The sequence below is a fragment of the Pseudomonas oplopanacis genome (assembly GCF_057128725.1).
The window spans coordinates 22,519-46,604 of record NZ_JBSKHV010000024.1 but is presented as its reverse complement, the minus strand read 5'-3'; the positions used below and the strand labels follow the sequence as shown (position 1 = coordinate 46,604).

23 protein-coding genes and 2 pseudogenes are annotated in these 24,086 nt (G+C 61.3%); 8 read left to right on the top strand and 17 right to left on the bottom strand.

Annotated features, from left to right (window positions below; translation table 11 throughout):
* From ACWKV5_RS28555 to cpaB, 9 genes and pseudogenes are all read right to left on the bottom strand, one after another.
* Positions 1-212 (bottom strand): annotated as a pseudogene (locus ACWKV5_RS28555) (DUF6124 family protein); the annotation flags it as partial.
* 416 nt (positions 213-628) lie between these two features.
* Positions 629-895: a DUF3613 domain-containing protein gene (locus tag ACWKV5_RS28550; protein ID WP_483843979.1), complete on the bottom strand. Its 267-nt coding sequence runs from the start codon at positions 893-895 to the stop codon at positions 629-631.
* A 13-nt stretch (positions 896-908) separates the two neighbouring features.
* Complete coding sequence (locus tag ACWKV5_RS28545; protein ID WP_483843978.1) at positions 909-1,622, bottom strand: hypothetical protein; 714 nt, start codon at positions 1,620-1,622, stop codon at positions 909-911.
* A 10-nt stretch (positions 1,623-1,632) separates the two neighbouring features.
* Positions 1,633-2,523, bottom strand: a complete 891-nt coding sequence (locus ACWKV5_RS28540; protein ID WP_483843977.1) for a type II secretion system F family protein — start codon at positions 2,521-2,523, stop codon at positions 1,633-1,635.
* Positions 2,520-3,404 (bottom strand): type II secretion system F family protein, encoded by an 885-nt coding sequence (locus ACWKV5_RS28535; protein WP_483843976.1) that lies wholly within the window; start codon positions 3,402-3,404, stop codon positions 2,520-2,522. The genes ACWKV5_RS28540 and ACWKV5_RS28535 overlap by 4 nt, the downstream gene beginning before the upstream one ends.
* Before the next feature lie 9 nt (positions 3,405-3,413).
* Positions 3,414-4,694: a TadA family conjugal transfer-associated ATPase gene (locus tag ACWKV5_RS28530; protein WP_483843975.1), complete on the bottom strand. Its 1,281-nt coding sequence runs from the start codon at positions 4,692-4,694 to the stop codon at positions 3,414-3,416.
* On the bottom strand, positions 4,691-5,881 hold the full coding sequence (locus tag ACWKV5_RS28525; protein ID WP_483843974.1) for a CpaE/TadZ family protein: 1,191 nt from the start codon (positions 5,879-5,881) through the stop codon (positions 4,691-4,693). The genes ACWKV5_RS28530 and ACWKV5_RS28525 overlap by 4 nt, the downstream gene beginning before the upstream one ends.
* Complete coding sequence (locus ACWKV5_RS28520) at positions 5,878-7,140, bottom strand: type II and III secretion system protein family protein (RefSeq protein WP_483843973.1); 1,263 nt, start codon at positions 7,138-7,140, stop codon at positions 5,878-5,880. Before ACWKV5_RS28520 ends, ACWKV5_RS28525 begins: the two co-directional genes overlap by 4 nt.
* A 21-nt stretch (positions 7,141-7,161) precedes the next feature.
* The gene (cpaB, locus tag ACWKV5_RS28515; protein WP_483843972.1) at positions 7,162-8,106 is read right to left on the bottom strand and encodes a Flp pilus assembly protein CpaB; all 945 of its coding nucleotides are present in this window, start codon (positions 8,104-8,106) and stop codon (positions 7,162-7,164) included.
* Positions 8,107-8,430: 324 nt separating this feature from the next.
* On the opposite strand from cpaB, the gene ACWKV5_RS28510 reads away from it, so the two are divergent.
* Together ACWKV5_RS28510 and ACWKV5_RS28505 are read left to right on the top strand one after the other, a co-directional pair.
* Complete coding sequence (locus ACWKV5_RS28510) at positions 8,431-8,637, top strand: Flp family type IVb pilin (RefSeq protein WP_483843980.1); 207 nt, start codon at positions 8,431-8,433, stop codon at positions 8,635-8,637.
* Positions 8,638-8,705: 68 nt separating this feature from the next.
* On the top strand, positions 8,706-9,110 hold the full coding sequence (locus tag ACWKV5_RS28505; protein WP_483843971.1) for a response regulator: 405 nt from the start codon (positions 8,706-8,708) through the stop codon (positions 9,108-9,110).
* Between the two features lie 72 nt (positions 9,111-9,182).
* Here the strand turns inward: ACWKV5_RS28505 and ACWKV5_RS28500 are convergent, their stop codons facing one another.
* Both ACWKV5_RS28500 and ACWKV5_RS28495 read right to left on the bottom strand, forming a co-directional pair.
* On the bottom strand, positions 9,183-10,037 hold the full coding sequence (locus ACWKV5_RS28500) for a MaoC family dehydratase (RefSeq protein ID WP_483843970.1): 855 nt from the start codon (positions 10,035-10,037) through the stop codon (positions 9,183-9,185).
* 2 nt (positions 10,038-10,039) lie between these two features.
* Complete coding sequence (locus tag ACWKV5_RS28495; protein ID WP_483843969.1) at positions 10,040-11,392, bottom strand: 3-oxoacyl-ACP reductase; 1,353 nt, start codon at positions 11,390-11,392, stop codon at positions 10,040-10,042.
* 214 nt (positions 11,393-11,606) lie between these two features.
* On the opposite strand from ACWKV5_RS28495, the gene ACWKV5_RS28490 reads away from it, so the two are divergent.
* The gene (locus ACWKV5_RS28490) at positions 11,607-12,884 is read left to right on the top strand and encodes an acetyl-CoA C-acetyltransferase (protein ID WP_483843968.1); all 1,278 of its coding nucleotides are present in this window, start codon (positions 11,607-11,609) and stop codon (positions 12,882-12,884) included.
* Positions 12,885-13,059: 175 nt separating this feature from the next.
* Complete coding sequence (locus tag ACWKV5_RS28485) at positions 13,060-13,851, top strand: AraC family transcriptional regulator (RefSeq protein ID WP_483843967.1); 792 nt, start codon at positions 13,060-13,062, stop codon at positions 13,849-13,851.
* A gap of 188 nt (positions 13,852-14,039) precedes the next feature.
* On the opposite strand, the gene ACWKV5_RS28480 is transcribed toward ACWKV5_RS28485, so the two are convergent.
* Together ACWKV5_RS28480 and ACWKV5_RS28475 are read right to left on the bottom strand one after the other, a co-directional pair.
* Positions 14,040-14,768: a methyl-accepting chemotaxis protein gene (locus ACWKV5_RS28480; RefSeq protein WP_371258932.1), complete on the bottom strand. Its 729-nt coding sequence runs from the start codon at positions 14,766-14,768 to the stop codon at positions 14,040-14,042.
* A gap of 129 nt (positions 14,769-14,897) precedes the next feature.
* A pseudogene (locus ACWKV5_RS28475) lies at positions 14,898-15,905 on the bottom strand (cache domain-containing protein); the annotation flags it as partial.
* Positions 15,906-16,430: 525 nt separating this feature from the next.
* Between ACWKV5_RS28475 and ACWKV5_RS28470 the strand changes: the two are divergent.
* Complete coding sequence (locus tag ACWKV5_RS28470; protein ID WP_123436005.1) at positions 16,431-17,324, top strand: PA4780 family RIO1-like protein kinase; 894 nt, start codon at positions 16,431-16,433, stop codon at positions 17,322-17,324.
* A 207-nt stretch (positions 17,325-17,531) separates the two neighbouring features.
* Positions 17,532-18,749: an MFS transporter gene (locus ACWKV5_RS28465; protein WP_483843966.1), complete on the top strand. Its 1,218-nt coding sequence runs from the start codon at positions 17,532-17,534 to the stop codon at positions 18,747-18,749.
* Here ACWKV5_RS28465 and cueR read toward each other — a convergent pair.
* The 3 genes from cueR to ACWKV5_RS28450 form a co-directional block, all read right to left on the bottom strand.
* A complete protein-coding gene (gene cueR / locus ACWKV5_RS28460; RefSeq protein ID WP_483843965.1) occupies positions 18,703-19,116 on the bottom strand; it encodes a Cu(I)-responsive transcriptional regulator in 414 nt (137 codons plus the stop codon). The two genes, ACWKV5_RS28465 and cueR, sit on opposite strands and share 47 nt — an antisense overlap.
* On the bottom strand, positions 19,116-21,506 hold the full coding sequence (locus ACWKV5_RS28455; RefSeq protein ID WP_483843964.1) for a heavy metal translocating P-type ATPase: 2,391 nt from the start codon (positions 21,504-21,506) through the stop codon (positions 19,116-19,118). Before ACWKV5_RS28455 ends, cueR begins: the two co-directional genes overlap by 1 nt.
* A gap of 199 nt (positions 21,507-21,705) precedes the next feature.
* Positions 21,706-22,089 carry a hypothetical protein gene (locus tag ACWKV5_RS28450; RefSeq protein WP_483843963.1) on the bottom strand — a complete coding sequence of 128 codons (384 nt, stop codon included), beginning with the start codon at positions 22,087-22,089 and terminating at the stop codon, positions 21,706-21,708.
* Between the two features lie 147 nt (positions 22,090-22,236).
* On the opposite strand from ACWKV5_RS28450, the gene ACWKV5_RS28445 reads away from it, so the two are divergent.
* Both ACWKV5_RS28445 and ACWKV5_RS28440 read left to right on the top strand, forming a co-directional pair.
* Positions 22,237-22,434, top strand: coding sequence for a cation transporter (locus ACWKV5_RS28445; protein ID WP_483843962.1), 198 nt, complete (start codon positions 22,237-22,239; stop codon positions 22,432-22,434).
* A 132-nt stretch (positions 22,435-22,566) separates the two neighbouring features.
* Entirely contained in the window at positions 22,567-23,763 is a 1,197-nt protein-coding gene (locus tag ACWKV5_RS28440; protein WP_483843961.1) for a multidrug effflux MFS transporter, read from the top strand.
* 8 nt (positions 23,764-23,771) lie between these two features.
* Here ACWKV5_RS28440 and ACWKV5_RS28435 read toward each other — a convergent pair whose 3' ends face one another.
* A complete protein-coding gene (locus tag ACWKV5_RS28435; RefSeq protein ID WP_172825920.1) occupies positions 23,772-23,945 on the bottom strand; it encodes a hypothetical protein in 174 nt (57 codons plus the stop codon).
* Positions 23,946-24,086 lie beyond the last annotated feature (141 nt).

Genomic DNA, 24,086 nt, shown 5'->3' with positions numbered 1-24,086 from the left:
TCACAGGTGTGGGCCAGCAGGTCTTCGTCTTTGAGGTCCGGTGCAAGCATGAACATGGTGCTGGGTTTGCGGGTGGGCGGTGACTTCAGTACTGCGGGGTTGAGGTAGTGATTCAACGCGCGTTCGGCGGCGTCGTGGAATTTTTTGGAATCGATGGATTCGTAGGGAGAAACGTCGTCGGTTTCCGGGGGATTTGGTGTTTCTTTGAACATGGTGAGACTCCAAGTAAATTGTGGAGCTGCCACTGATCGCTGCGACGCGATTTGAAGGAGGCAGCTGTACGCGGGGTCGCAGACCGAGCTACTTGGTAAACCCGGCATACCCGAAGGTATCCCGCGCACAGCCACCATAAAACCAATCGACAATCTATGAAGGAGAGTCGATTGAGGACGGTGATTATGCACCAAGTAAGCTAAGACGGACTGCGACGCCCGGTCGCTGAATTTGCAGCGACACCCAAAGCCTACCCATTTCCCGTCTGACCCAACAACCGACACAACCTGTCGGAATCCTCCTCAAAAACCGTCCCGGCTGTAGGACCCGCGTAAATTTTCAGACTGATCTCAATCGAAATGTGGGAGCGAGCCTGCTCGCGAAGGCGGCAAACCACACACAAAAAAATCAAAACCTACCCCCCCGACCCACTGCTCACCGTCCCCCCCTGATCCTGATCAAAAAACTGCGGGATCTCATGCTCATAACTCTTCAACCAGCGCTGCATGCTCAGCTCCCGTTCAGTCGCCGTCGAGGTCTGTGGTTTCTGCGAAGCCGCCTTGTTGCTGCTTTGCAGTTGTAGCCAGCCTTCGGTTTCCGCTTGTTGTGGCGAGGATGGGCCGTCGAGCGCATGGGCGGCGAGGGGCAGGGCCAGCAGGCAGCAGAGGACGATTGGTTTCATCGCAAAGGACTCCCTATTGAAGGCTCGGCGTCGTGACGACGGCGACCTGGTTCGCAGGAATCGGGCCTGTCTTGCCCGGGGTCTTGAGTTTTTGTGCGCGTTCCTGGGCTGCGGTGACTTGGGCGGGGCTGAGGCCGAGGCGGCTGACGAGTTCGGCGGCGCGGCTCCAGTCGTCCTGGTAGATCAGCAGCGTCACCATGTTCAATGCGGCCAGTTGATCGCCTTGCTTGAGTTCCATGGCGGTGAGGAATTCGAAGCGTGCATCGTCGACGCGCAGTTGGTTGAGGTACACCACGCCGAGGTCGTTGCGGATTTTGTCGTCGGTGGGCGCCAGCCGTGCGGCGCGCAGCAGGTGGGACTGGGCCAGGCCGTTGTCGCCCTTGGCGGCGGCGAGTTGGCCCAGGCCGTGTTCGGCTTCGGCGGCCATGCAGGTGCCGAGCAGGCTGCGGTATAACGGTTCGGCTTCGCTGCGGCCCAGCAGGCGGTAGACCTTGGCCCGGCGCAGGCGCACGTCGGCCACGTTGTCCGGCAGGCTTTGCAGGTTGGCCAGGCTGGCGTGCAGTTTGCCGTCGTTGGCCATGTCGTCGGCCAGGTTCAATTTCAGCTGTTCATCGCCACTCAATTTGCTGCAACTGGCACTGCTGGTCAGGGCGTTCCACGGTGCCTGGCCGTCGGTGGCGCAACCGCCCAATAACAGCAAACTCAAACCGGCAATCATTGCTTTCATCAGGATCCCTCTACGAACCAATGGCCCGGGCCAGGGCGGTGAAGCCCGGGCCGGCCAGCACGATCAATAACGCCGGGAAGAGAAACAGCATCATCACGACGGACATTTTGGCGGACATCTTGGAGATGTATTCCTGCAGGCGCGTCAGGCGCCGGTCATCGAATAATTGCTTGAGCGTCAGCAGGGATTTCATCGCGCCGCCGCCCTGATGAATCAACTGCTCAAGGATCACGCAGGTGTCGGTGAATTCATCGACCGCCAGTAAACGGCTGACCTTGTGCAACTCTTCGCCCAGTTCCAGGCCGGAGTCGACACGGGCCAGCACCAGGCGCAGTTCATGGGTCAGCGCGGGCATGAGTTGTTTGCCTTCGGTGCTCAGGACGCGCAACGACTGCTCCACCGCCATGCCCGATTCGAACAGGATGCGCAGCAGCGGGATGAAGGTGGAGATCTCGGACGCCAGTTGTTTTTGTCGACGCAGGGCGGCGGCGACGAGTAAGCGCTTGGGCAGCAAATAGCCGATGGCCGTGGCAAACAGCGGGGCGATCCAGTGGTTCTCCGTGTCGGGGTAAAACAACCCCTGAATCAGCAGGCTCAGGGCCAGTGCCAGCAACGGCACGCCGACCTGGCACGCGGCGAACAGCGAGCGCCGGCGGGTGCTGCGCCAGCCTAGGCGGTTGAGCAGTGCCTGGGTTTCGTTGTCCAGGTTGACCGAGCGTTGACCGATCCGGCTATTGCCCAACGCCTGCAACCAGAGACCCACCTGGCTGTGGCCGAGCGGCTTGCCGTCCAGTCGCTGGGCTACCTGACGCGCCCGCCGACGCTGGTCCAGCAGGCTGCTGAGCAGCAACAGCGTGGCCCCGAAAAACAGCAGCGCACTGATCAGTAGAGGCATTTTCATACGCTGCGCAACATGCGCCAGAGCGCCAGGCTGCCCACCGCCTGCAAGCCGAATGCTGTCGCCAGCATGATTTGCCCCGAATGGTCATTCCACATGGCGAGTAAATAGGCCGGGTTGGCGACCAGGAAATAACCGGCCAGGCCCAGCGGCAAACACCCCAGCACCCAAGCGGTCACCCGGGTTTCACCGGTCATGGCGCTGAGCTGGCGGGCGGCCTGTTCGCGCTCGCGGATCATCTTGATCAGGTTCTCCAGCAGTTCACTGGCATTGCCGCCGTAGCGGTGATTGACCTTCAATCCCAGGGCCAGCAGGCGCAGTTCATCTTTCTCATACAGCTCGGCGAAGTCCGATGCGGCATCGGGCAGGCTGACGCCCAACTGCACGTTGCGCTGGACCCGGCCCATGGCATTTTTCAGCGGATCGTCGGCAGCCTCGATGGCGCCGAGCAGGGCATCGGCCAGGGTGCGACCGGATTTCAGGCTGCGCACGGTGTGATCAAGCAATGGCGGCAGTTGTTCGATCATGCGCTTGAGCCGCCGCTGATAACGCCAGCTGACATACAGCCGCAGGAGTACCGGCGGCATCAGCACGAACAGTAGCGCACCGATCCAGCCCCCAACGATAAAACCCAGCAAAATACCGAGGGCCCACAGCAGCAACCAACGTCCGAATCGCTCGGAAGGGCGCCCGAGACCGGCGCGCAGAAACGCCCGCTCCGGTCCGGCCCAGGCCGTTTTCTCGACAACGATTTGCGGCTGCCCTTGGGTCAGTCGGCCGAGCACGCGTTCGGTCCCGGTCTGGCGCAGCCCGCGCAGCAACAAACGGATCGATAGCCCGAACAGGATCAGGCAAACGAGAATCAGCAGTGCCGGTTTGAGCATGCCGTGGCCTCAGTGCGGTGAGGAAACAAGTGCCGTCTCGCGGCGCAGTTTGTCGCCGGCGGGGTTGACCGCCTCGCGCATAAAACCGAAACCGGTGCGACGGTCGAGCCTGAACAAGGTGTTGGTCACGTACACGTCATCGCGCACGCCGACCACTTCTACCACCTCGCTGACACAGCGGCGGCCATCGGGCAGGCGGGTGAGCTGGATCACCACGTCCAGCGCGGCACAAATCATCTGGCGCAAGGTCTTTTCGGCGATGGTGCGGCCGGTCAGCCCGACCAGTGTTTCCAGGCGCAGCAGCGCATCCTGGGCATTGTTGGCGTGTACGGTGCTCATCGAACCGTCGTGGCCTGTGTTCATGGCAGTGAGGACGTCGAGCACTTCGACGCCGCGAATTTCGCCGAGGATGATCCGGTCCGGGCGCATCCGCAGCGCGTTGCGGATCAGGTCGCTGGACTTCACTTCGCCGTGGCCCTCGGCATTCGGCGGCCGGGTTTCGAGGCGCACGACGTGCGGGTGGCCGAGTTGCAGTTCGGCGACGTCTTCGATGGTGACGAGGCGTTCGTGCGGGTTGATCAACTGGCTGAGGATGTTCAACAGCGTGGTTTTGCCGGTGCCGGTACCGCCACTGATCAGGATGTTGCAGCGCTTGCCCACGGCTTCCTGAATGAAATCGAAGATCGCCTGATCGATGGTTTGCATCGCCATCAGGTCGTTGCTTTTGAGCATGTCCTTGCGGAATTTTCGAATCGACAGACACGGCCCGTCGAGGGCAATCGGCGGGATGATTGCGTTGACCCGGCTGCCATCGGGCAGGCGCGCATCGACCATCGGCGAGGACTCGTCGAGCCGTCGGCCGAGGGGCGCGAGGATACGTTGCATGACGCGTTCGACGTGGTGCGAGTCGATGAAGCGCAAGTCACTTTGATGCAGCACGCCATCGCGTTCGATGAACACTCGGTGCGGACCGTTGACCAGGATCTCGGTCACGGAAGGGTCGCGCAGCAGCACTTCCAGCGGGCCGAAACCGGTGAGTTCGTCGACCAATTCTTCGGCCAGGCGCTCCATCTCATAGCGGGAAATCGCCAGGTGCAGCCGGGCGATGTATTCGGCAACCTTGTCGATGACGAATTGCGACAGCGCGGGCCTCGACCCCTCCAGCAAATTTTTTCCGGACTCTTCAATGGCGTCGATGATGTAGCGGTGCAACACCAGCTTCAGGCCTTCGTTGTCGGTGTTGCCGGCCGGCGCGCGCGCAGGGGCACCGAAGAGTTTTTCCGTGCTCATTGCGCACCCCTCAGCCGGTTGAACCAGCCGGTCTTGGGTTTGGCCAGGCCTTCGGAGCGTTTCGCCAGGCGTTCGCCGAGGGTACGCAGGCTTTGGGTCAGGCCTTCACGCGGGGCCAGTTCGAACAGGCTCACGCCTTGGTTTTTGGCGTTCAGGCGCACTTCCGGGCTGAAGGCCAGAATCGCGAAGACTTCCATGCCAAAGCTCTTGCCCAGGGTGTCGGCGTCGGGTGCGACATTGCGCAGGTAGCGGTCGATCAGCAGGCGGGCGTGATCGAGCTTCATGCCTTTTTCGCGCCACAGGTTGAGCACCGCGAGGTTGCGCCGGCAGTCGAGCACGTTCTGATCGGTGTACCACAGCAGCTTGTCGCAATGGCTGACAAAGGTGCGCAGCGCTTCGCTGTCCGGCTGGCCGGTGAGGTTCACCACGATGTGTTGAAAGTGTTGGCGTAGCGCGCTGAGCAGCATGTACAACTCGGCGGCGCTGGTGCGCTCCAGCGGTTCATCGTGGCTGGCGTAGGCGAGGATTCGCAGTCCCGCTTCATTGCTGGTGAACGCACTGTCGATCAGCGTGGCGTCGAGGCGCCGCAAATGCCGCAGGGCGTCGCCGAAATGAAACGAGCTCTCCAGCCCGAGCAACGCCAGGCTGTCGCCGCGTGGCAAACCCAGGTCCAGTAACAAGGTTTGCTGTCCGCTTTTCTGCACCACTTGCGCCATGTGGTTGGCGAGCAGCGCACCGTCGGCGTTGGTTTGCGCGCCGTAGAGCACGGTCAGGCCTCCGAGCTGGGTACTCGGCGCCACCGTTGGCAGGCGTTTGCCGAGACGGCGCACCAGCCCCGAGACTTCGCTGGAACGCGAGCCATAGGCGACAAAATCCCGCGCGCCGGCACGCATCGCATTCAGCACAAGCTGATTGTCCATGCCATCGCCCAGAGCCACGATCGCCAGCATCGGCTTGGCTTCCAGTGCGCCTTCGATCAGCGCGCTTTGCGCGACCACGTGTTCGCGGTCCAGCCCGACGAACACCAGGCTGGCGAAGGTGACGTCGACCAGCGCCAACAGTTCGTCGAGGCTGCCGCCGCCGGCGCTGACCACCTGGCCTAACGGGGCGAGGGCGCCTTGCAGCCACTCAAGGTCAGTGTCGTTTCGCGTGATCGCGAGAAAGGTCTGGCTCAGGTTCTGGCTCATTGCGATAACCCGCTGCGTTTATCGAAGTTGCCGTCTTCGAGGAAGTACATGCGATAGAAACCGGGGTCGTAGTTGCGCAGTTGTTCACCGGGCAATGAAGGCAGTGGCGCATTGACGGCCAGCGGTTGAACCAGGTGCGGCGTGACGATCATCAGCAGTTCACGCTCTTCGCGCCTGATCGATGAACTGCGGAAAAAGGCACCGAGGATCGGGATGTCCCCCAGCCCCGGAAACTTGTCGACCTGGGAGGAGTTTTGCGTGCTGATCAAACCGCTGATGACAAAACTCTCGCCATCGGCCAGGGAGATGCTGGTGTCGGTGCGGCGAATGGTGAACGCCGGGACGGTGGTGCCACCGATGGTGACGGCGTTGGCGAAATCCAGCTCGCTGACCTCCGGCGCCACTTTCAGGGCGATGCGATCGTTGCTGACCACGGTCGGCGTGAGCGTCAGGCGGACCCCGAATTCCTTGTACTCGATGGAGTAGCTGTTGCTGTTGGCACTCGGCACCGGGATCGGGATTTCGCCGCCGGCGAGAAAGCTCGCGCTCTGCCCGCTGATCGCCACCAGGCTCGGCCGCGCCAGGGTGTAGGCGAAGCCGCTGCCTTCGAGTGCGTTGATGATCGCGAGGAAGTTGCCGCCGCCGGCGACGATATTGAACATGTCATTGGCCAGCGGAATGCTCGGCACGGCGATCCGCGGATCAATGTTGCGCAAAGGCAGCACTCGCGGGGTTACGGCGGTGTTCGGCACGGTGCCGGGGGAACCAAAGAGGAAGTTCGAGTTTTTGCCGTAGATCGAGGTGCTGGCCTCTTTCAGTTTGGTCCGGCTGACCTCGACGAAACGAATGTCGGTCTGCACTTGCGACGGTAGCAATGGGTCCTGAGAGGGCAGGGAAGACTTGCCGGTCATGGCCGCGGTGGCCCGCCCCTGCACGAACACCATGCTCTGACGCGGGGCGCTGGCGCAGGCCGTCCACACCATCAGGCTGGTGGCGCCGGGTGCCATGCCGGTGAGCAAGAAGGCCTGATTGCCGTTGACCCGCACGTCGGCGATTTTCGGGTCTCCCACGGCCAGCCGCGTAATCGCCACGGGGGATTGCACTTCCTGCTGCAAGCCTTCGCCGACTTCCAGTGTCGCCGGCAATTGGCCGAGGGCGGCACAGTTACCGTTAGCCGCGAAGGTCGCCGTGAGTGGCACGCCGCTCAGCAGCGAGCCCCAGAGCAGGCCTTGAAACATGAACATGGTACTTCTGCGCATGTAGATGCGTCCTTGCTCAATTCAGGGAGTTTGTTGAGTGATCTGATTGCCGCGAATGACTTCCACGCCTTTTTTCTGCGGTGCAGTGCTGGCGCCGAGGGTGAGGGGTTTGGGGGTGCCGACGAGGGCCAGTTGACTGAATTGCACGAGGTCGCGATTGGCGCTGGCGAGATTGGCCGGCGAAGCGCTTTCGCCCGCCCAGTAATGGGCCAGGCGTTTTTCTTCGGCGCTGCGCACGGCCAGGCGCAATGTGCCGGCCTGGGCCGCGAGCGTCAGGCGACTCAGCAAGGGTTCGGGGACGGCGAGCAACACCGAGCGGGCATTGGCACGCAGTTGGTCCTGCTTGAGTTGTTCTTCACTGCTGCGCGCCGGGGTGGCGGGGCGCCCGTCGTTGGTCAGCCCCAACTGTTCGCCGACCCCGAGTACGCGCAACGCCGGGACCACCACCTGGGCTGACTGCTGGGTGTTGTTGGCGTCGGCGCGCAGGAAAAGCATCACGTCGACGTAATCCCCTGGGCTCAGTTGTCCGCCTGCATTGGTGACTTCGTCCACTGCGACTGCAAGCGCGCGTTCATTGGGGCGGATCATTCGTGCCAGCGAGCTGCCGGCCTCGAAGCTTTGTTCGTTGAGCCAGGTGCCGGCGGTGAGGGCGTGCCACGGCGTGCGGCCAATCGCTTGCTCAAGCGTGGTCAAACTGCCGGCCGGGGCGGTACGCAGTTTTTCGAGGGTGACGTCGGCTGCGGTGATTTGAACGAAGGGCGCTACGTCGTGCAGCAGGACTACAACCGGCTGGCGCGTGGGGTCATCCACTGGCACAGGTGTTGGATTGGTTGGCGATGAGGTGACGGCGGGTTGCACGACAGGCTCGGGAGTGGGTTGACGGCTCAGAGCAAGTCCCCAGTAACCGGCAATGATGGCACCCACCAGAAACAACCCGGCCAATCCCATGGTGACACGGCTGTTCATGAGGGCTCTCCCTTTCCTATGGCGGATGATCCGTACCGTCAAACGCGATAAATTCCCAAAAAAGCATTTAAATTCATGGAACTATTTCGCTATTTGAAGGTAGTTCAGCTAGAGCAAAATGCCATTACCGGCTGGCAAAAAACCGACGAAAGTGGGTGACTGAACCGCCAAACCCCGTTTTTTGCCAAAAACGGGTGGGGTTACTACTTAAGTATTAATACGTTCTTACAGTTGTTGGGATGGGGAATGCCGACAATGCTGGTGCTGGCAAAGGGGAATCATGTTGCGACCGTGCAACACCCGCAGTCCTCAGGAGAAGTCGTCATGTCCTTTAAAAGCGCTGTTCAGCACATCAAGAGCGAGATCGTTTTCTACTACAACCTGGCCAAAGATACTGAGGGTGCTTCGGGTATCGAGTACGCGATCATTGCTGGGATGGCGGCGGTTGCACTGGCCACGTTTATGGACCCGATTTCGAAAGGCATCACCAAAGTCTTTACCTCTATCACAGCGTTGTTTCCCGCTACTTGACCATTGCCGTTTGCTAACCTGCCATGGCACAACTAACTTCAGCACTAAGTCCATTGCAGGAATCCCCCATGACCGCTCCCTCGCCGCAACGCCAACAGCTGCTCCTGGTCGATGACGAGGAGGATGCGTTGATGGAACTGGCGGAGTTGCTGGAAGGGGAGGGTTTTTGTTGTTTTACCGCGACGTCGGTCAAGCTCGCCTTGCAGCACTTGACCCGTCACCCGGACATTGCGCTGGTGATCACGGATCTGCGCATGCCAGAGGAAAGCGGTATGTCACTGATCAAGCGCTTGCGCGAACACACGTCGCGTCAGCATTTGCCGGTGATCGTCACGTCCGGGCACGCGGACATGGAGGACGTCAGCGACATGCTGCGATTGCAGGTGCTCGACCTGTTTCGCAAGCCGATTTATCACGTTCGGTTGCTGGAGACGCTGGATAACCTGTTTCCGCAGCCGCTGGTTCAGGCTTAGTCTGGACGACCGCTTTCGCGAGCCTGCTCGCGAAAGCCATTTCAAACTTGCAAAAGATTTTGTTGCCTGGCATCAAGCCACCGGCCGCCAATGCCCGACCATGTGCTCAAGATCCCCAGCCCCCACCAACCGAAAGTCTCCACTGGCCCCCGCCGCACTCGCCAGCAATGTCACTTCACTGGGCAACCGCACCGGTTTGCGAAACTGCACGGCAACCTCGATGTTCGCCGTGGGCAGGTGATCGGCCAGCGCCGCCAACGTGCGCGCCTTGTTCCATAACCCGTGAGCAATGGCGGTCGGAAAACCAAACAGTTTCGCGCTGACGGCACTCAAGTGAATCGGGTTGTAATCGCCGGACACCTTGGCGTACCGGCGGCCAATGTCGACCGGCGCTTTCCAACGGGTCACTTCGATCATGTCCTGCGTCGAGGCCAACACCTCCTCGACCGGTTCGCCGTCCAGTTTGACGCCCCGGCACAGCATCTGGCTTTGTGCTTCCCAGAGCGTTCCCAATTGATCGTCCAGCGTGGTCAGCAGATCGAACGTCGCACCCTTGGCATGGGGTTGCAGATTCTGCACCTGCACGCTGACGCGTACCCGATTCACACCGCCCATAGGGCGCAACACGCGAATGCGGTTGCTCAGATGAATCAGCCCCAACAGGGGAAACGGAAACTCGCTTGCCGTGAGCAATTGCATCTGCAAGGCGAACGCGAGGATGTGCGGATAGGTCGGCGGCAGCAAGCCGTTGTCGGCAAATCCGCAGACGTTGCGATACGCCGCGAGGTGTTTGGGGTCGACATTGACCCAGCAGTGCAACCCGGTGTCGGGAAGGGTGGTGCCGGTGATTTTGCGTCGCGTCGCCGCTCGCAGGTACAACGCCGGCAGGCTCGGTTCGCGATTGAGTGTGTGCCAGTCGGTGATCATCACTAGGCCCCCAGAACACTTTGTCCACAGACCCGCAACGCCTGGCCGGTAAACGCACCGGTGCCCGGTTGCGCCAGCCACGCCACGGCTTCGGCAACGTCCTGGGGCAAGCCGCCCTGGCCGAGCGAACTCATGCGTCGGCCCGCTTCACGCAAGCCGAACGGAATGTGCGCGGTCATCTGCGTTTCAATAAACCCCGGCACCACCGCGTTGATGCTGATGCCGCGCTGATCCAGCAACGGCGCCCACGCTTGCGCCAAACCGATCAGCCCGGCCTTGCTCGCCGCGTAGTTGGTTTGCCCGCGATTGCCGGCGATGCCGCTGATGGAGGCCAGCAAAACCACCCGAGCGTTGTCGCGCAGGGTGCCGCTGTCGAGCAGGGCCTTGGTCAGCACTTGTGGCGCGTTGAGGTTGACCGCGAGTACGGCGTCCCAGAATTCCGGGGTCATGTTGGCCAGGGTTTTGTCGCGAGTGATCCCTGCGTTGTGCACCACGATGTCGACGCCGTCGGGCAGGTGTTCGATCAACTGTGCGGCAGCGTCTTCGGCACAAATGTCGAGGGTGATGCTGCGCCCGCCGAGACGTGCGGCGAGGGCGTCGAGATCGGTTTTTGCCGGTGGCACGTCGAGCAGAATCACTTCGGCGCCGTCACGGGCCAGTGTCTCGGCGATCGAGGCGCCGATGCCACGCGCTGCACCGGTCACCAACGCCTTGCGTCCGGCCAGCGGCCGCGTCCAGTCCTGAACGGGCGTGGTGCACGCTTTCAAACGAATCACTTGCCCGGACACAAACGCACTTTTCGGCGAGAGGAAAAACCTCAAAGGTCCTTCCAGTTGATCTTCCGCACCGTCGCCAACATAGATCAATTGCAACGTGCCGCCGCTACGAAGTTCCTTGGCCAGCGAACGGCTGAAGCCTTCCAGCGCACGCTGGGCACTGGCGGCGAACGGGTCGCTCAAGGTCTCGGGTGCACGGCCCAGAATCACCAAGTGCGCGCTGTGATCGAGGTTTTTCATCAGCGGCTGGAAGAATTCGCGCAGCTGTTTGAGCTGGTCGGTCTGCAGCAAATGACTGGCGTCGAACACCACGGCTTTGAGTTTCGGACCGTGCCCGGGAATCCACGCGGTGGCCAGCGATGGCTCGGTGCCGTAGCTGTAGATCGCGTCGGTCAGGCGATTGGCGAAAGCGCCGACCTTGTCCGCCAACGGGCCGCCGCCAATCAACAGCGCCCCGTCGACAGGCCGCAACCGGCCTGCCTGCCAGCGCTCCAGGCGAACCGGCGACGGCAAACCCAAGGCCCCGACCAGGCGATGGCCGATGGACGAATTGGCGAAGTCGATATAACGGTCTGACATGGAACGTGCTCCGGCGGCTGGGGTTCAAAGTGTGGACCACGAATGGCAATCAGTCGTTCGATCCACGAGATAAGGCCTACGCTTGAACATTGCAGAGTAGTTTGTAGCGGCACTTTCAGGGTGATCGCAGACCGTAATTGGAATGCAAACCCTGAATTGGAATGCATACCCTGTGGGAGCGCATCCATACATTAATTTTCACAAGGAGCTTTTCATGACTCAGCTGCGCCGCGTCGCGATTATCGGCGGTAACCGTATTCCTTTCGCCCGCTCCAACGGGGCGTATGCCACCGCCAGTAACCAGGCGATGCTCACCGCAGCGCTCGAAGGCTTGATCGAACGCTACAACCTGCACGGCCTGCGCATGGGTGAAGTGGTCGCGGGGGCGGTGCTCAAGCTGTCGCGGGACATGAACCTGACCCGCGAATGCGTGCTCGGCTCACGGCTGTCGCCGGAAACGCCGGCCTACGACATTCAACAAGCGTGCGGCACCGGGCTGGAAGCGGCGTTGCTGGTGGCGAACAAGATTGCCCTGGGACAGATCGATTGCGGCATTGCCGGCGGCGTCGATACCACCTCGGATGCGCCGATCAGCGTCAGTGAAGGCCTGCGCAAGATTTTGCTGCAAGCCAATCGCGCCAAGACCACCGGCGACAAACTGAAAACATTTCTGCAACTGCGGCCTCGGCATCTGATTCCGGAGTTTCCGCGCAACGGTGAACCGCGCACTGGTTTGTCCATGGGTGAACACTGCGAGCTGATGGCGCAGACCTGGAACATCCCCCGTGAAGAACAGGATCAACTGGCGCTGGAAAGCCATCACCATCTGGCCGCGTCCTACGCCGAAGGCTGGCACAACGACCTGATGACACCGTTCCTCGGCCTGACCCGCGACAACAACCTGCGCCCGGACCTGACCCTGGAACAACTGGCCAAGCTGAAACCGGCGTTCGAGAAAAGTGCCAAGGGCACGATGACGGCGGGCAACTCGACGCCACTCACCGACGGTGCGTCGCTGGTGCTGCTGGGCAGTGAAAAATGGGCGAAGGAACGTGGCTTGCCGATCCTCGCGTACCTGCGCGATGGCGAAGCGGCGGCGGTGGATTTCGTCAACGGTGCCGAAGGCCTGTTGATGGCGCCGGTGTACGCGGTGCCGCGATTGTTGGCGCGTAATGGCCTGACCTTGCAGGACTTCGACTACTACGAAATCCACGAAGCCTTCGCCGCGCAAGTGCTCTGCACGTTGAAGGCCTGGGAAGATCCGCAGTATTGCAAAACCCGCCTGGGGCTTGATGCGCCACTGGGCTCCATCGACCGCAGCCGCCTCAACGTCAAAGGCAGTTCACTGGCGGCCGGGCATCCGTTTGCGGCAACCGGTGGGCGCATTGTCGCTAATCTGGCGAAGTTGCTGGACGCGGCGGGCAAGGGCCGGGGATTGATCTCGATCTGCGCGGCGGGCGGCCAAGGCGTGACCGCTATCATCGAGCGTTGATACTTTCCCCTGTGGGAGCGAGCCTGCTCGCGAATGCGGTGCGTCATTCAAGGGTGATGTCGTCTGATACGCCGCCTTCGCGAGCAGGCTCGCTCCCACAAGGAATGTGTTTGTAGGAATTGAGGACTTGGCCTACTGTCGCCCTATCTGCCGTCATGCGACATAAGGCCCCTCTATGACGACCAACGGACAACTTTCCCTCGAACGAACAATCCCGACCCTGTCGGCTTTACCGCGTCCACTATTCGCCCGGGTAGAAAGCCTGAACGCCGGTTCCTGGACGCCACCCCATCGCCACGACTGGGTGCAGTTTTCCTACGCCATCAGCGGCGTTCTCGGCGTGCACACCGCCGAAGGCAGTTTCTATGCGCCGCCGCAGTGGGGCATCTGGATCCCGGCGGACCTTGAGCATCAAGTCGTGACCTCGATGCGCGCCGAAATGCGCAGCCTGTATGTGCGCCGCGAGGATTGCGAGTGGGCGGACGGGCGCTGCCGGGTGCTGGAAGTCACGCCGTTGGCGCGGGAGCTGATCAAGAGTTTTTGCTTGTTGCCCGTGGAATATCCGCAGGGCGACAGCCAGGAAGCGCGGTTGGTGGGTGTGTTGCTGGATCAGTTGGCTAATTTGCCGGAGGTGGGGTTTTCCCTGCCGCTGCCACGGCATGAGCGGCTGCTGGGGTTGTGCAACGAATTGATTGAAAGTCCCGAACAGAACGTGACGTTGCAGGCGTGGGCAGAGCGCTTGGGAACGTCGGAAAAGACCCTGATGCGGCTATTTCAGCGTGAGACGGGGTTGAGCTTTCGCGGCTGGCGACAACGGATGCGACTGTTGTCTTCGTTGAGTTTGCTGGAGGAGGGCGACAGCGTGACCAATGCCGCGCTGGCGTGTGGGTATGACTCGACGTCGGCGTTTATTGCGGCGTTCAAAGGGCTGTTCGGGTTTACCCCTGGCGAGCTCTTCAAGCAATAACACCTCCATCGATGGCAGGCTCACTCCCAAAGTTGATCTGGGTGAACACTGTACATGTGGCTGACATTGATTCCCTGTGGGAGCGAGCCTGCTCGCGAAGGGGCCGTCACATTCAAAATCCATGTTGAATGTAGGTCCGCTTTCGCGAGCAGGCTCGCTCCCACAGTGGATGTGCGGTGTTCTTGAGATCAGGTTTTGAAGCGTCGAACCAACCCGTCCAGTTCATTCGAAAGCCCGGCCAGGCTTTGCGAATCCAGACGCGCCGAGTTCGCCAGTTCCGCCACCAATTGCGCATCGCCATGGATCTGGCTGATGTGCCGGTTGATGTCTTCGGCCACGTGATGCTGTTCTTCGGCCGCTGTCGCGATCTGCGTGTTCATGTCGCGGATCACGTCCACCGATTCGCGAATCAACCCGAAGCTGTTGCGTGCTTCGCCGATGCGGCTCACCGACTGCTGCGACACTTCCAGGCTCGCGTGCATCTGTTGAGTCACCTGGCTGGTGCGCTTGGCGAGGTTGCCGAGCAGGCCGTCGATTTCTGCCGTGGAATCCGCCGTGCGTTTGGCCAGCGCCCGTACTTCGTCAGCCACCACCGCAAACCCGCGACCTTGCTCGCCGGCACGTGCCGCTTCAATGGCCGCGTTCAGCGCCAGCAGGTTGGTCTGTTCGGCGATCGAACGAATGGTCCCCAGGATCGACTGGATGTCGTTGCTGTCGCGCTCGAGTTGCTGCATTGACTGCGCCGACTGTTCGATTTCCTGGCTCAAGCGATCAACGCTGCTCACCGCCGCATCAATCTGCTGCTGGCCTTCGCGTGCCTGACGCTGGCCGCTGTCGGCAGAGTCCGCTGCCTGGCTGCAAGAGCGCGCGACTTCGTTGGCGGTGGCGACCATTTCGTGGAACGCCGTGGACACCATGTCCACCGCTTCACGCTGGCGCCCGGCAGCTTCGGCCATGTCGTGGGAGACCTGGGTCGAGCTTTTCGAGGTGGCGAGAATCTTGGTCGCGGCGCCGCCGATGCTTTGAATCAGGTTGCGAATTGCGGTCAGGAACTGGTTGAACCAACTGGCCAGTTGCGCGGTTTCGTCGCTGCCACGGATTTCCAGGTTCTTGGTCAGGTCGCCTTCGCCTTGCGCGATGCCTTCCAGACCGCTGGCAACGCTGCGGATCGGTCGCACGATGACACTGGCGAAACTGGCGCCGAGGATGGCGAAGAATACTGCCAGCACGGCGGCGATGATTGCGATCAGCCAGGTCAGTTGGGTGGCCGAGCTCATTACGTCGTTTTGTTTGATCAGACCGATGAAGGTCCAGCCCAGTTGCTCCGACGGCCAGACGTTGGCCATGTAGCGTTCGCCGTTGAGCTCGACTTCCACCAGGCCTTTGCCGGCCTTGGCCAGTTGTGCGTAACCCTCGCCGAGGCTGCTCAGCGGCTTGAAGTTGTGTTCCGGTTGTTTCGGGTCCACCAGGACCATGCCGGTGTTTTCCAGCAACATCAGGTAGCCGGTTTCACCGAGCTTGATCTGTTTGACGATTTCGGTGAGCTGCTTGAGCGTCACGTCGATGCTGACCACGCCGCCGTTGCTGCCCAACTTGTTGTCGATGGTGCGCACGGTGCTGACGTAAGTCGCATCGTCCTGTGCCCAATAATAGGCTTCAGTGCGAAACGGCTTGCCCGGCTTGGCCTGGGCCGCTTTGTACCAAGGGCGCTGGCGCGGGTCGTAGTTGTTCAGCTTGGCATCGTCCGGCCAGGACACATAACCACCGGCCGCGGTGCCGAGAATGGCATAGGCGTAGGACGGGTGGCTGTTGCCCAGGTCTTGCAGGAGGCCGAAGACTTTTTTGTCCATCTCGCCTTGCGGAATGCTCTCGGCGTTGGCGCTCATGTAAGTCTTGAGGCTGTCGTCGGAGTCCTTGATCAGCGGTTGTTTGGCCAGGTAGTCGACGTTCTGGCTGATGCCGTCGAAAAACAATTGCATGGCGTTGCTGACCTGACGAATTTCACGACCGCTGCCGTCGACGAAACTTTCCTTGGCATCGCTGCGCAGGTTCATCACAACGAGGGTGGCGACCAGCACCACGGGCAAGCAGGCGATGATTGCAAACGCCCAGGTCAACTTCTGTTTGATGTTCATCCGCGCTCCAGATTTTCTTGTAGGCCCACGCAGTGCAGATGACTCGCGGAATATTGGCAGCCGAAAACGTTGTTTTACGTGTTGCGTCCGTGAGTGCGCCGTCGTTTTCTGTAGGAACGATTGTCGGACAAATACCTTTGTCACTGATGACTTCGGCTGCTGGCGGGGGAAATTGAGGGCTGTTTGGAAAAATCCTACGAAGGGTGTGAGTCCGGATGTCAGCTTCTGTCGTAAATGCCCTCAAAACCATTCGCTTACGCGAGTCACTGGCTCGGCTATGATCTGCGACGGTCATTGACGACCGGCGGCGGATGAGCGATTAATCCGGCACATTGTGTGCATCACGTCGTTCACAGGTCGGCAACCCCTCCCCCGAACGAGTGGATTGCCGTATAACGAATGACTTTCGCGTGTTTGGTAATAAAGGACCCACAATAAAAGCTGATGAAGACTCCAAAACGCATTGAACCCCTGATCGAGGACGGTCTGGTCGACGAGGTGCTGCGCCCACTCATGAGTGGTAAAGAAGCAGCTGTTTATGTGGTGCGCTGCGGCAACGAGTTACGTTGCGCGAAGGTCTACAAGGAGGCGAATAAACGCAGTTTCCGTCAGGCGGCCGAGTATCAGGAAGGCCGCAAGGTGCGCAACAGCCGTCAGGCTCGCGCCATGGCCAAGGGCTCCAAGTTCGGCAAGAAAGAAACCGAAGACGCCTGGCAGAACGCCGAAGTGGCGGCCCTGTTCCGTCTGGCCGGTGCCGGTGTGCGGGTGCCCAAGCCGTATGACTTCCTCGAAGGCGTACTGCTCATGGAGCTGGTGGCCGATGAATACGGCGATGCCGCGCCGCGTCTGAACGACGTGGTGCTGGAACCGGACCAGGCCCGTGAATATCACGCGTTCCTGATTTCGCAGATCGTGCTGATGTTGTGTACCGGTCTGGTGCACGGTGACCTGTCCGAGTTCAATGTGCTGTTGACCCCGGACGGCCCGGTCATCATCGACTTGCCTCAGGCGGTGGATGCGGCGGGTAACAACCACGCGTTCAACATGCTGGAGCGGGACGTGGGCAACATGGCGTCCTACTTCGGGCGGTTTGCGCCGGAGTTGAAAAAGACCAAGTACGCCAAGGAAATGTGGGCGTTGTACGAAGCCGGCACCTTGCACCCGGCCAGCATCTTGACCGGTGAGTTCGACGAGCCGGAAGAGTTGGCTGACGTTGGTGGGGTCATCCGCGAAATCGAGGCAGCGCGGCTGGACGAAGAGCGCAAGCAAGCGATCCGCGCTGCCGACGACGCGCCACCGAGCAAGGCCGAAGAACCGCCTCCGCCCTGGATGCAGTGATGGGCTAAACAGAAACCCGGCGTCGGCCGGGTTTTTTGTAGATATCCCCAATTTCCCAAACACTGATGTTTACTGTGGGAGCGAGCCTGCTCGCGAATGCGGTGTGTCATTCAACATCAATGTCGACTGATCCATCGCTTTCGCGAGCAGGCTCGCTCCCACAGTAATTTTGTGATCTCCCGGACTTCCCACACTCAAGGATTGAATGTGAACACCTCCACCCGCAACGCCCGACTGATCATCGCCGCCCGTCTGGTTTCGGACTTTGGCGCTTTCCTCAACATGGTCGCCCTGGCCACTTACGTTTACCTGCTCAGCAACAGCGCCATGAGTGTCGGCATCTTCCTCGCCAGCCGTGTCGGTGGCGGGATTTTCGCCAGTCTGATCGGCACCACGTTCTATCGCCGTTGGGGCGGGCGCATGCCGTTGATCGCCTTCGACCTGTTGCGTGCAGGATTGCTCGGCTTGTTGCTGGTGCTGCCGGTTGCTCAACAGGCGCTGCTGCTGCCGGTCATCGCATTTGGCCTGGGCTTCGGCAACTCGATGTTTGCCATCGGCCTGAACAGTCAGCTGCCGTACTTGATCAATGACGAACACCTGCTCAAGACCAATGCCTGGATTACCTCTGCCTCCTCGGCCGCGATGGTCGGCGGCAGTCTGGTGGCGGGCCTGTTGGTAGCGGCGTTTGGGTTTGAGACGGTGTTTGCGCTGAACGTGGTGACGTATCTGTTGGCCGCGTTGTTCATCCTGCCGCTGCGCTTTTCGATCCCGGTGGCCAGTGATGAATCGGCCGACAAGGGAGGCGAATGGTCGGCGTTGCGCCAAGGGTTGCGCAGCGCACCGGTAGTGGCCGCAATGCTCGCGGTCACCATGGCCGACACCCTTGGCAGTGCCGCGCACAACGTGGGCTTGCCCATAATTTCCAAACTACTGACCCCCGAAGCGGCCAGCACAACATTGGGCCTGGCGCTGGCAGTCTGGGCTAGCGGAAAATTGATCGGTGCGCGAATCGCCAGTCGCCTGAAAGGCTCGGACAACATCAATCTGGAGCGGCGGTTTTTCTTCGGGGTGTTGCTGATGTCCTGCGGCTTCATCCTGATGTTTCAGCAGCAGACCCTGTTCGGTTTGTTGTTGTTCTCGTTGCCGGCGGGATTGGGCGACGGCTTCTCGGAAGTCGGCCTGATGTCCCGTTTGCAACGTGAACCGGACGCTCTGCGTTTGCCGATTTTCAGCTTGTTGACGCTGCTGCAAATGACCGGGTTCGGCGTCGGCATGTTGGTCGCCGCGCCGTTTTATTCGTGGTGGACGCCGGGTGCGGTGGTGTTGCTGTTCCACGGCATTCCCCTCACAACGTTGCTGGTGGTGAAGGGGCTGGCGATCAGGGGCGCACAGGTTCGGCGCAGCAGCCCGACGCCAGGTTCTTGAGGATCGGGCAGTCGGGGCGATGGTCGCCCTGGCAATGCTCGACCAGGTCTTGCAGGGTGTCGCGCAACTGGCCGAGCTCGCGGATCTTCTGGTTCAGCTCGTCGATGTGCTGACGGGCCAGGGCCTTCACGTCGGCGCTGGCGCGTTGGCGGTCCTGCCAGAGGGTCAGCAGCTTGCCCACTTCTTCCAGTGAAAACCCCAGGTCCCGGGAGCGCTTGATGAACGCCAGCGTGTGCAAATCATCGTCGCCATAAACGCGGTAGCCGCTGTCGGTGCGATGGGCAGCCTTGAGCAGGCCGATGGACTCGTAGTAACGGAGCATCTTCGCGCTCAGGCCGCTTTGACGGGCTGCTTGACCGATGTTCATCAATTGTCCTCCAGGTCCTTGGGCTTCCAGGTTTTCAACAGTAACGCATTGCTCACCACGCTGACGCTCGACAATGCCATGGCCGTACCGGCCAGCACCGGGTTGAGGAAGCCGAACGCTGCCAGCGGAATGCCGATCAAGTTATAGACAAAGGCCCAGAACAGGTTCTGCCGGATCTTCGCATACGTCTTGCGGCTGATCTCCAGCGCCGCCGGCACCAGCCGTGGATCGCCGCGCATCAGGGTGATCCCGGCCGCGTGCATCGCCACGTCGGTGCCGCCGCCCATGGCGATGCCGATGTCCGCCGCCGCCAGCGCCGGGGCATCGTTGATGCCGTCGCCGACCATCGCCACCACGCCGGTTTTTTTCAGTGTGGCGACGGTGGCGGCTTTGTCGGCCGGCAGCACTTCGGCGTGGACATCGGTGATGCCCAACGCCTCGGCGACGACTTTGGCACTGCCACGGTTGTCACCGGTCAGCAGGTGGCTGCTGATGTGCCGCGCGCTGAGCTGTTGCACGGCTTGCAGGGCGCCGGGTTTGAGGGTGTCGCCAAAGGCAAAGAGGCCGAGCACTGTCGGTTCGGGGCTTTGCTCGATCAGCCAGGACAGGGTTCGGCCTTCGGTTTCCCAGGCGGTTGCCGAGTCCGCCAACGAACCCGCGGTTAAACCACTTTCTTCCAATAGACGACGATTGCCCAATGCCAGTCGACGCCCCTCAAGCGTGCCGGCGATGCCTCGGCCCGTCAGTGATTGACTGTCGCTGACATCGGCCACGTTCAAACCGCGTTCGGCGCAGGCATCCAGCACGGCCTTGGCCAGCGGGTGTTCGCTGCCCCGGTGCAGCGCGCCGGCCATTTGCAGCAGGGCGGATTCGTCGCCGTCGATGGCCGTCAAATGCGCAATGCGCGGCGCGCCCGAGGTCAGTGTGCCGGTCTTGTCGAACACCACCGCACTGACTTCATGCGCGCGTTCCAGCGCTTCGGCGTCCTTGATCAGAATCCCGTGACGTGCGGCCACGCCGGTCCCGGCCATGATCGCTGTTGGCGTGGCCAGTCCCAGGGCACAGGGGCAGGCAATCACCAGCACCGCGACGGCATTGATCAGGGCGGTTTCAATCGGCGCGCCGTACAGCCACCAACCGATGAAGGTCGCCAACGCGATCAGCAGGACGGTGGGCACGAATACCTGGCTGACTTTATCCACCAGTTTCTGGATCGGCGCCTTGGCGGCCTGGGCGTCTTCGACCAGACGAATGATGCGCGCCAACACGGTTTCCGCGCCCAAGGCCTGGGTACGCACCAACAAGCGCCCTTCACCGTTGATCGCGCCGCCGGTGACCTTGTCGCCGGGTTGCTTGGGCACCGGCAGGCTTTCGCCGCTGATCAGCGCTTCGTCGGCGTGGCTCTGGCCTTCGACCACTTCGCCGTCCACCGGGAAGCGTTCACCGGGTTTGACCATGACCAGGTCATTGAGGCGCAGGGCACTGATGGCGACGTCTTGTTCGCGGCCATCGATCACCTGAATCGCCCGCTCCGGGCGCAAGGCTTCGAGGGCGCGAATGGCGCTGGCGGTCTGGCGCTTGGCGCGGCTTTCCAGGTATTTGCCGAGCAGGACCAAGGCAATCACCACAGCCGAGGCTTCGAAATACAGGTGCGGCATGCGCCCGGCGGCAGTGGCCCATTCGTAAAGACTCAGGCCGTAACCGGCACTGGTGCCGAGGGCGACCAGCAAATCCATATTCCCGGCCCCGGCGCGCACGGCTTTCCAGGCTGCCACATAGAAACGTGCGCCGAAGATGAATTGCACCGGCGTTGCCAGGGCGAATTGCGCCCAGGCGGGAAGCATCCAGTGCACGCCGAACGGTTGCAGCAACATGGGCAGGACCAGCGGCAAGGCGAGGACGATGGCCATGATCAGCGCCCACCGCTCACGGTGCAGGCGCTGTTGTTGAGTGTCGGTGGGTGGGTGTTCGACTTCCCAGACACTGGCGGCGTAACCGGCTTTGGTCACTGCCGCGATCAAGGTCTGCGGATCGATCTGGCCGAGCAGTTCGAGGTGGGCGCGTTCGTTGGCCAGGTTGACGCTGACGCTCTGGACCCCCGGCACCTTGGCCAGCGTCCGTTCGACCCGGCCGACGCACGAGGCGCACGTCATGCCGTCGATGCTCAGTTCCAGGCTGTGCCGGGGCACGCTGTAACCGGCCTGTTCAACAGCGTCCATCAGCGCGGGCAAGCTGTCGCTGGGCGCCTGGACGCGGGCCTGTTCGGTGGCCAGGTTGACGCTGACGGCGGTGGCGCCGATGACTTTGCTCAAGGCGCGTTCGACACGCCCGGCGCAACTGGCGCAGGTCATGCCGGCAATCGGCAGATCGAACGTGGTGGATTCGGACATCGGTCGCGCTCCCTGTAGTAGATGCCTACAGGATCAACCTTGCCATGCGGGCAAGGTCAAGCACCAATGTTTGTGTCACCGCCGAACTCTGTGGGAGCGAGCCTGCTCGCGAATTCGGTGTGTCAGTGATGCAGATATTGACTGACACACCGCATTCGCGAGCAGGCTCGCTCCCACAAGGGTTTCACATTGGATTTGCTCAGTATTCGAGTGCGGCAGGCTTGAGGTACATCCCTTCCTGCGTCATCGCGATCCGGAACTTCAACACATCACCCGCCTTGAGCGAGATGATCTGCGAGCCCGGCGCGAGCATGCCCGGGTTGCAACCCGGCACCTGGCCCGGCAGCAGTTTGAGGCGCAGGGACACATTGCCCGGCGGCAGGTTGAACGAGGTGCTTTGCTCCTGGAACAGTCGTGCGGACAGTTGATCCTGGATGTACACGCCGATTTCGCAGGAGGTCGCGACTTCCAGGCGCTCGCGGGAAATGATCAGTACGCCATAGTCCTCCCCGGCGGCTTGAACCGAAGGTGTCGCGGCAAAGAGGCTGAGGAAGCCAAACAGGCTGAGAGCTGACCAGCGCATGGCTGAATCTCCTGAAATCGAGTCATTGATGCACGCAGCTTGGCCGAGCGCGCCGCCGAATGCCAGCCCGGCAGATTGTCGAAGAACTTGACCTTGCCACGGTGGCAAGCTCGAGACTGCTCGCAACCTCAATAAAGGAGCCACACCATGCAAGTGTTCAACGTTCAGGGCATGTCTTGCGGTCACTGCGTCAAAGCCATTACCCAGGCGGTGCAGGCCAAGGATCCGGCGGCCAGCGTGCGGGTTGATCTGGCGGCCAAGGAAGTCGGGGTCGAGAGCGCGCTGACGGTTGAGCAAGTGATCGCCGCGATCACCGAAGAAGGCTACGAAGCCAAAGTCGCCTGATCCAACGCAATCCCACATTGTTCTGCATTCATTCAGCGGGTTTTTAATAGTTAGCGAGCTATCGGAATGTTCAAGGCGTTCATGCCCGGCTAGACTGTGGGGCCTGCCGACGCATGCTCAACTGGATGCCTGATGAATTTCCGTACCATTTTGATTCTTGGCGCCCTGACCGCTTTCGGTCCGCTGGCGATCGATTTCTATCTGCCCGCCTTCCCGGCAATGGCGCTGGCCTTTGGCACCGATGAAAAACACGTTCAACTGACCCTGGCGGCGTACTTCCTCGGTTTGTCGATTGGCCAGCTGGCCTACGGCCCGGTGGCCGATCGTTTTGGGCGGCGTATCCCGTTGCTGACCGGGGTCGGTCTGTTCACCCTCGCTTCGCTGGCCTGCGCGTATGCGCCGAACCTCGAATGGCTGATCGGCGCGCGATTTGTCCAGGCGTTGGGCGGTTGTGCGGGGATGGTGATTTCCCGTGCGGTGGTCAGTGATAAATGCGACGCCGTGGGCTCGGCAAAAGTCTATTCGCAACTGATGCTGGTCATGGGCCTGGCGCCGATTCTCGCGCCGATGCTCGGCGGCTTGCTGGTCAACACCACAGGTTGGCAGTCGATCTTCCTGGCGTTGTCCGGTTTCAGTGCCCTGGCCGGCTTGGCCGTGGCACTCGGGTTGCCGGAAAGCCTGCCCGCGCATATGCCACGTCAGCCATTGTCGGGTGCCTTGCGTCAGTACGGCCGCCTGTTGTCGGATCGGGTCTATTTCGGTCACGCGCTGACGGGTGGCATCGCCATCGCCGGGATGTTTTCCTACATCGCCGGATCCCCGTTCGTGTTCATCAAGCTCTACGGTGTACCGGCCGAGCATTTCGGCTGGCTGTTCGGCATCAACGCGGCGGGGTTTATTCTGACGGCGCAAGTCAATGCGCGATTGCTGGCCAAGCGCGGTCCGGCGTTCTTGCTGGCGCGTGCTGTGTGGGTTTACCTGGCCGCCGGCCTGGCGTTGCTCGCTGTGAGTGCGCTGCACCCTGAGCACCTGTGGCCGTTGCTGATCCCGCTGTTTATTTGCATCTCCAGCCTCGGCTGCATCCTGCCCAATGCGTCGGCATGTGCCATGAACGGGCAGGGCGCCCGCGCCGGCAGTGCGTCGGCATTGCTCGGGTGCCTGCAGTTCACCGTCGCGGCCGGTGCGGCTGCGCTGGTCGGTGTTTTACACGATGGCAGCGCCGTGCCGATGGCGATGGTCATCAGCCTGTGCGGAGTGTTGGTGGTGAGCATGGCGATGCTCACCCGTCGTTTGCAAAATGCCCGGGCGTTGGCGCAAGCCCAGGTTTGAGGACGGGCTCAGCCAGCAGCGCGCTGCTGTTGGCGACCGGGAATCTGGTGGGGGGCGTACAGGCGGGCTTCGAGGGTTCGGGTAAAGGCCAGTGCTTCGGCTTCACTGCGAAAGGTCACGGCATGCTGGTCCAGACGGACTTGCCACTGAGATTTAGCCACTTCTTTTATCAGGATCTTCATTGCTGATCTCTCCTCTCGTAAAAGTTGCTACGTAAAGATTGTGCCGCAGAGATTTCGATTGTAGACCCGAATACGATCGCTATTGTGACAGAGGTCAACCTTCGGACTGACGGTGTCGCTCATTGCTGAGCGACACTGTTT

Bases quoted from the DNA above. Each gene is read 5' to 3' on its own strand.
- ACWKV5_RS28440 (WP_483843961.1), top strand. From the start codon at position 22,567: ATGAATTTCCGTACCATTTTGATTCTTGGCGCCCTGACCGCTTTCGGT.
- ACWKV5_RS28450 (WP_483843963.1), bottom strand. From the start codon at position 22,089: ATGCGCTGGTCAGCTCTCAGCCTGTTTGGCTTCCTCAGCCTCTTTGCC.
- ACWKV5_RS28490 (WP_483843968.1), top strand. From the start codon at position 11,607: ATGACTCAGCTGCGCCGCGTCGCGATTATCGGCGGTAACCGTATTCCT.
- cueR (WP_483843965.1), bottom strand. From the start codon at position 19,116: ATGAACATCGGTCAAGCAGCCCGTCAAAGCGGCCTGAGCGCGAAGATG.
- ACWKV5_RS28530 (WP_483843975.1), bottom strand. From the start codon at position 4,694: ATGAGCACGGAAAAACTCTTCGGTGCCCCTGCGCGCGCGCCGGCCGGC.
- ACWKV5_RS28550 (WP_483843979.1), bottom strand. From the start codon at position 895: ATGAAACCAATCGTCCTCTGCTGCCTGCTGGCCCTGCCCCTCGCCGCC.
- ACWKV5_RS28540 (WP_483843977.1), bottom strand. From the start codon at position 2,523: ATGAAAATGCCTCTACTGATCAGTGCGCTGCTGTTTTTCGGGGCCACG.
- ACWKV5_RS28525 (WP_483843974.1), bottom strand. From the start codon at position 5,881: ATGAGCCAGAACCTGAGCCAGACCTTTCTCGCGATCACGCGAAACGAC.
- ACWKV5_RS28485 (WP_483843967.1), top strand. From the start codon at position 13,060: ATGACGACCAACGGACAACTTTCCCTCGAACGAACAATCCCGACCCTG.
- ACWKV5_RS28505 (WP_483843971.1), top strand. From the start codon at position 8,706: ATGACCGCTCCCTCGCCGCAACGCCAACAGCTGCTCCTGGTCGATGAC.
- ACWKV5_RS28455 (WP_483843964.1), bottom strand. From the start codon at position 21,506: ATGTCCGAATCCACCACGTTCGATCTGCCGATTGCCGGCATGACCTGC.
- ACWKV5_RS28480 (WP_371258932.1), bottom strand. From the start codon at position 14,768: ATGGTGTCCACGGCGTTCCACGAAATGGTCGCCACCGCCAACGAAGTC.
- ACWKV5_RS28520 (WP_483843973.1), bottom strand. From the start codon at position 7,140: ATGCGCAGAAGTACCATGTTCATGTTTCAAGGCCTGCTCTGGGGCTCG.
- ACWKV5_RS28435 (WP_172825920.1), bottom strand. From the start codon at position 23,945: ATGAAGATCCTGATAAAAGAAGTGGCTAAATCTCAGTGGCAAGTCCGT.
- ACWKV5_RS28510 (WP_483843980.1), top strand. From the start codon at position 8,431: ATGTCCTTTAAAAGCGCTGTTCAGCACATCAAGAGCGAGATCGTTTTC.
- ACWKV5_RS28445 (WP_483843962.1), top strand. From the start codon at position 22,237: ATGCAAGTGTTCAACGTTCAGGGCATGTCTTGCGGTCACTGCGTCAAA.
- ACWKV5_RS28500 (WP_483843970.1), bottom strand. From the start codon at position 10,037: ATGATCACCGACTGGCACACACTCAATCGCGAACCGAGCCTGCCGGCG.
- cpaB (WP_483843972.1), bottom strand. From the start codon at position 8,106: ATGAACAGCCGTGTCACCATGGGATTGGCCGGGTTGTTTCTGGTGGGT.
- ACWKV5_RS28495 (WP_483843969.1), bottom strand. From the start codon at position 11,392: ATGTCAGACCGTTATATCGACTTCGCCAATTCGTCCATCGGCCATCGC.
- ACWKV5_RS28535 (WP_483843976.1), bottom strand. From the start codon at position 3,404: ATGCTCAAACCGGCACTGCTGATTCTCGTTTGCCTGATCCTGTTCGGG.
- ACWKV5_RS28470 (WP_123436005.1), top strand. From the start codon at position 16,431: ATGAAGACTCCAAAACGCATTGAACCCCTGATCGAGGACGGTCTGGTC.
- ACWKV5_RS28545 (WP_483843978.1), bottom strand. From the start codon at position 1,622: ATGAAAGCAATGATTGCCGGTTTGAGTTTGCTGTTATTGGGCGGTTGC.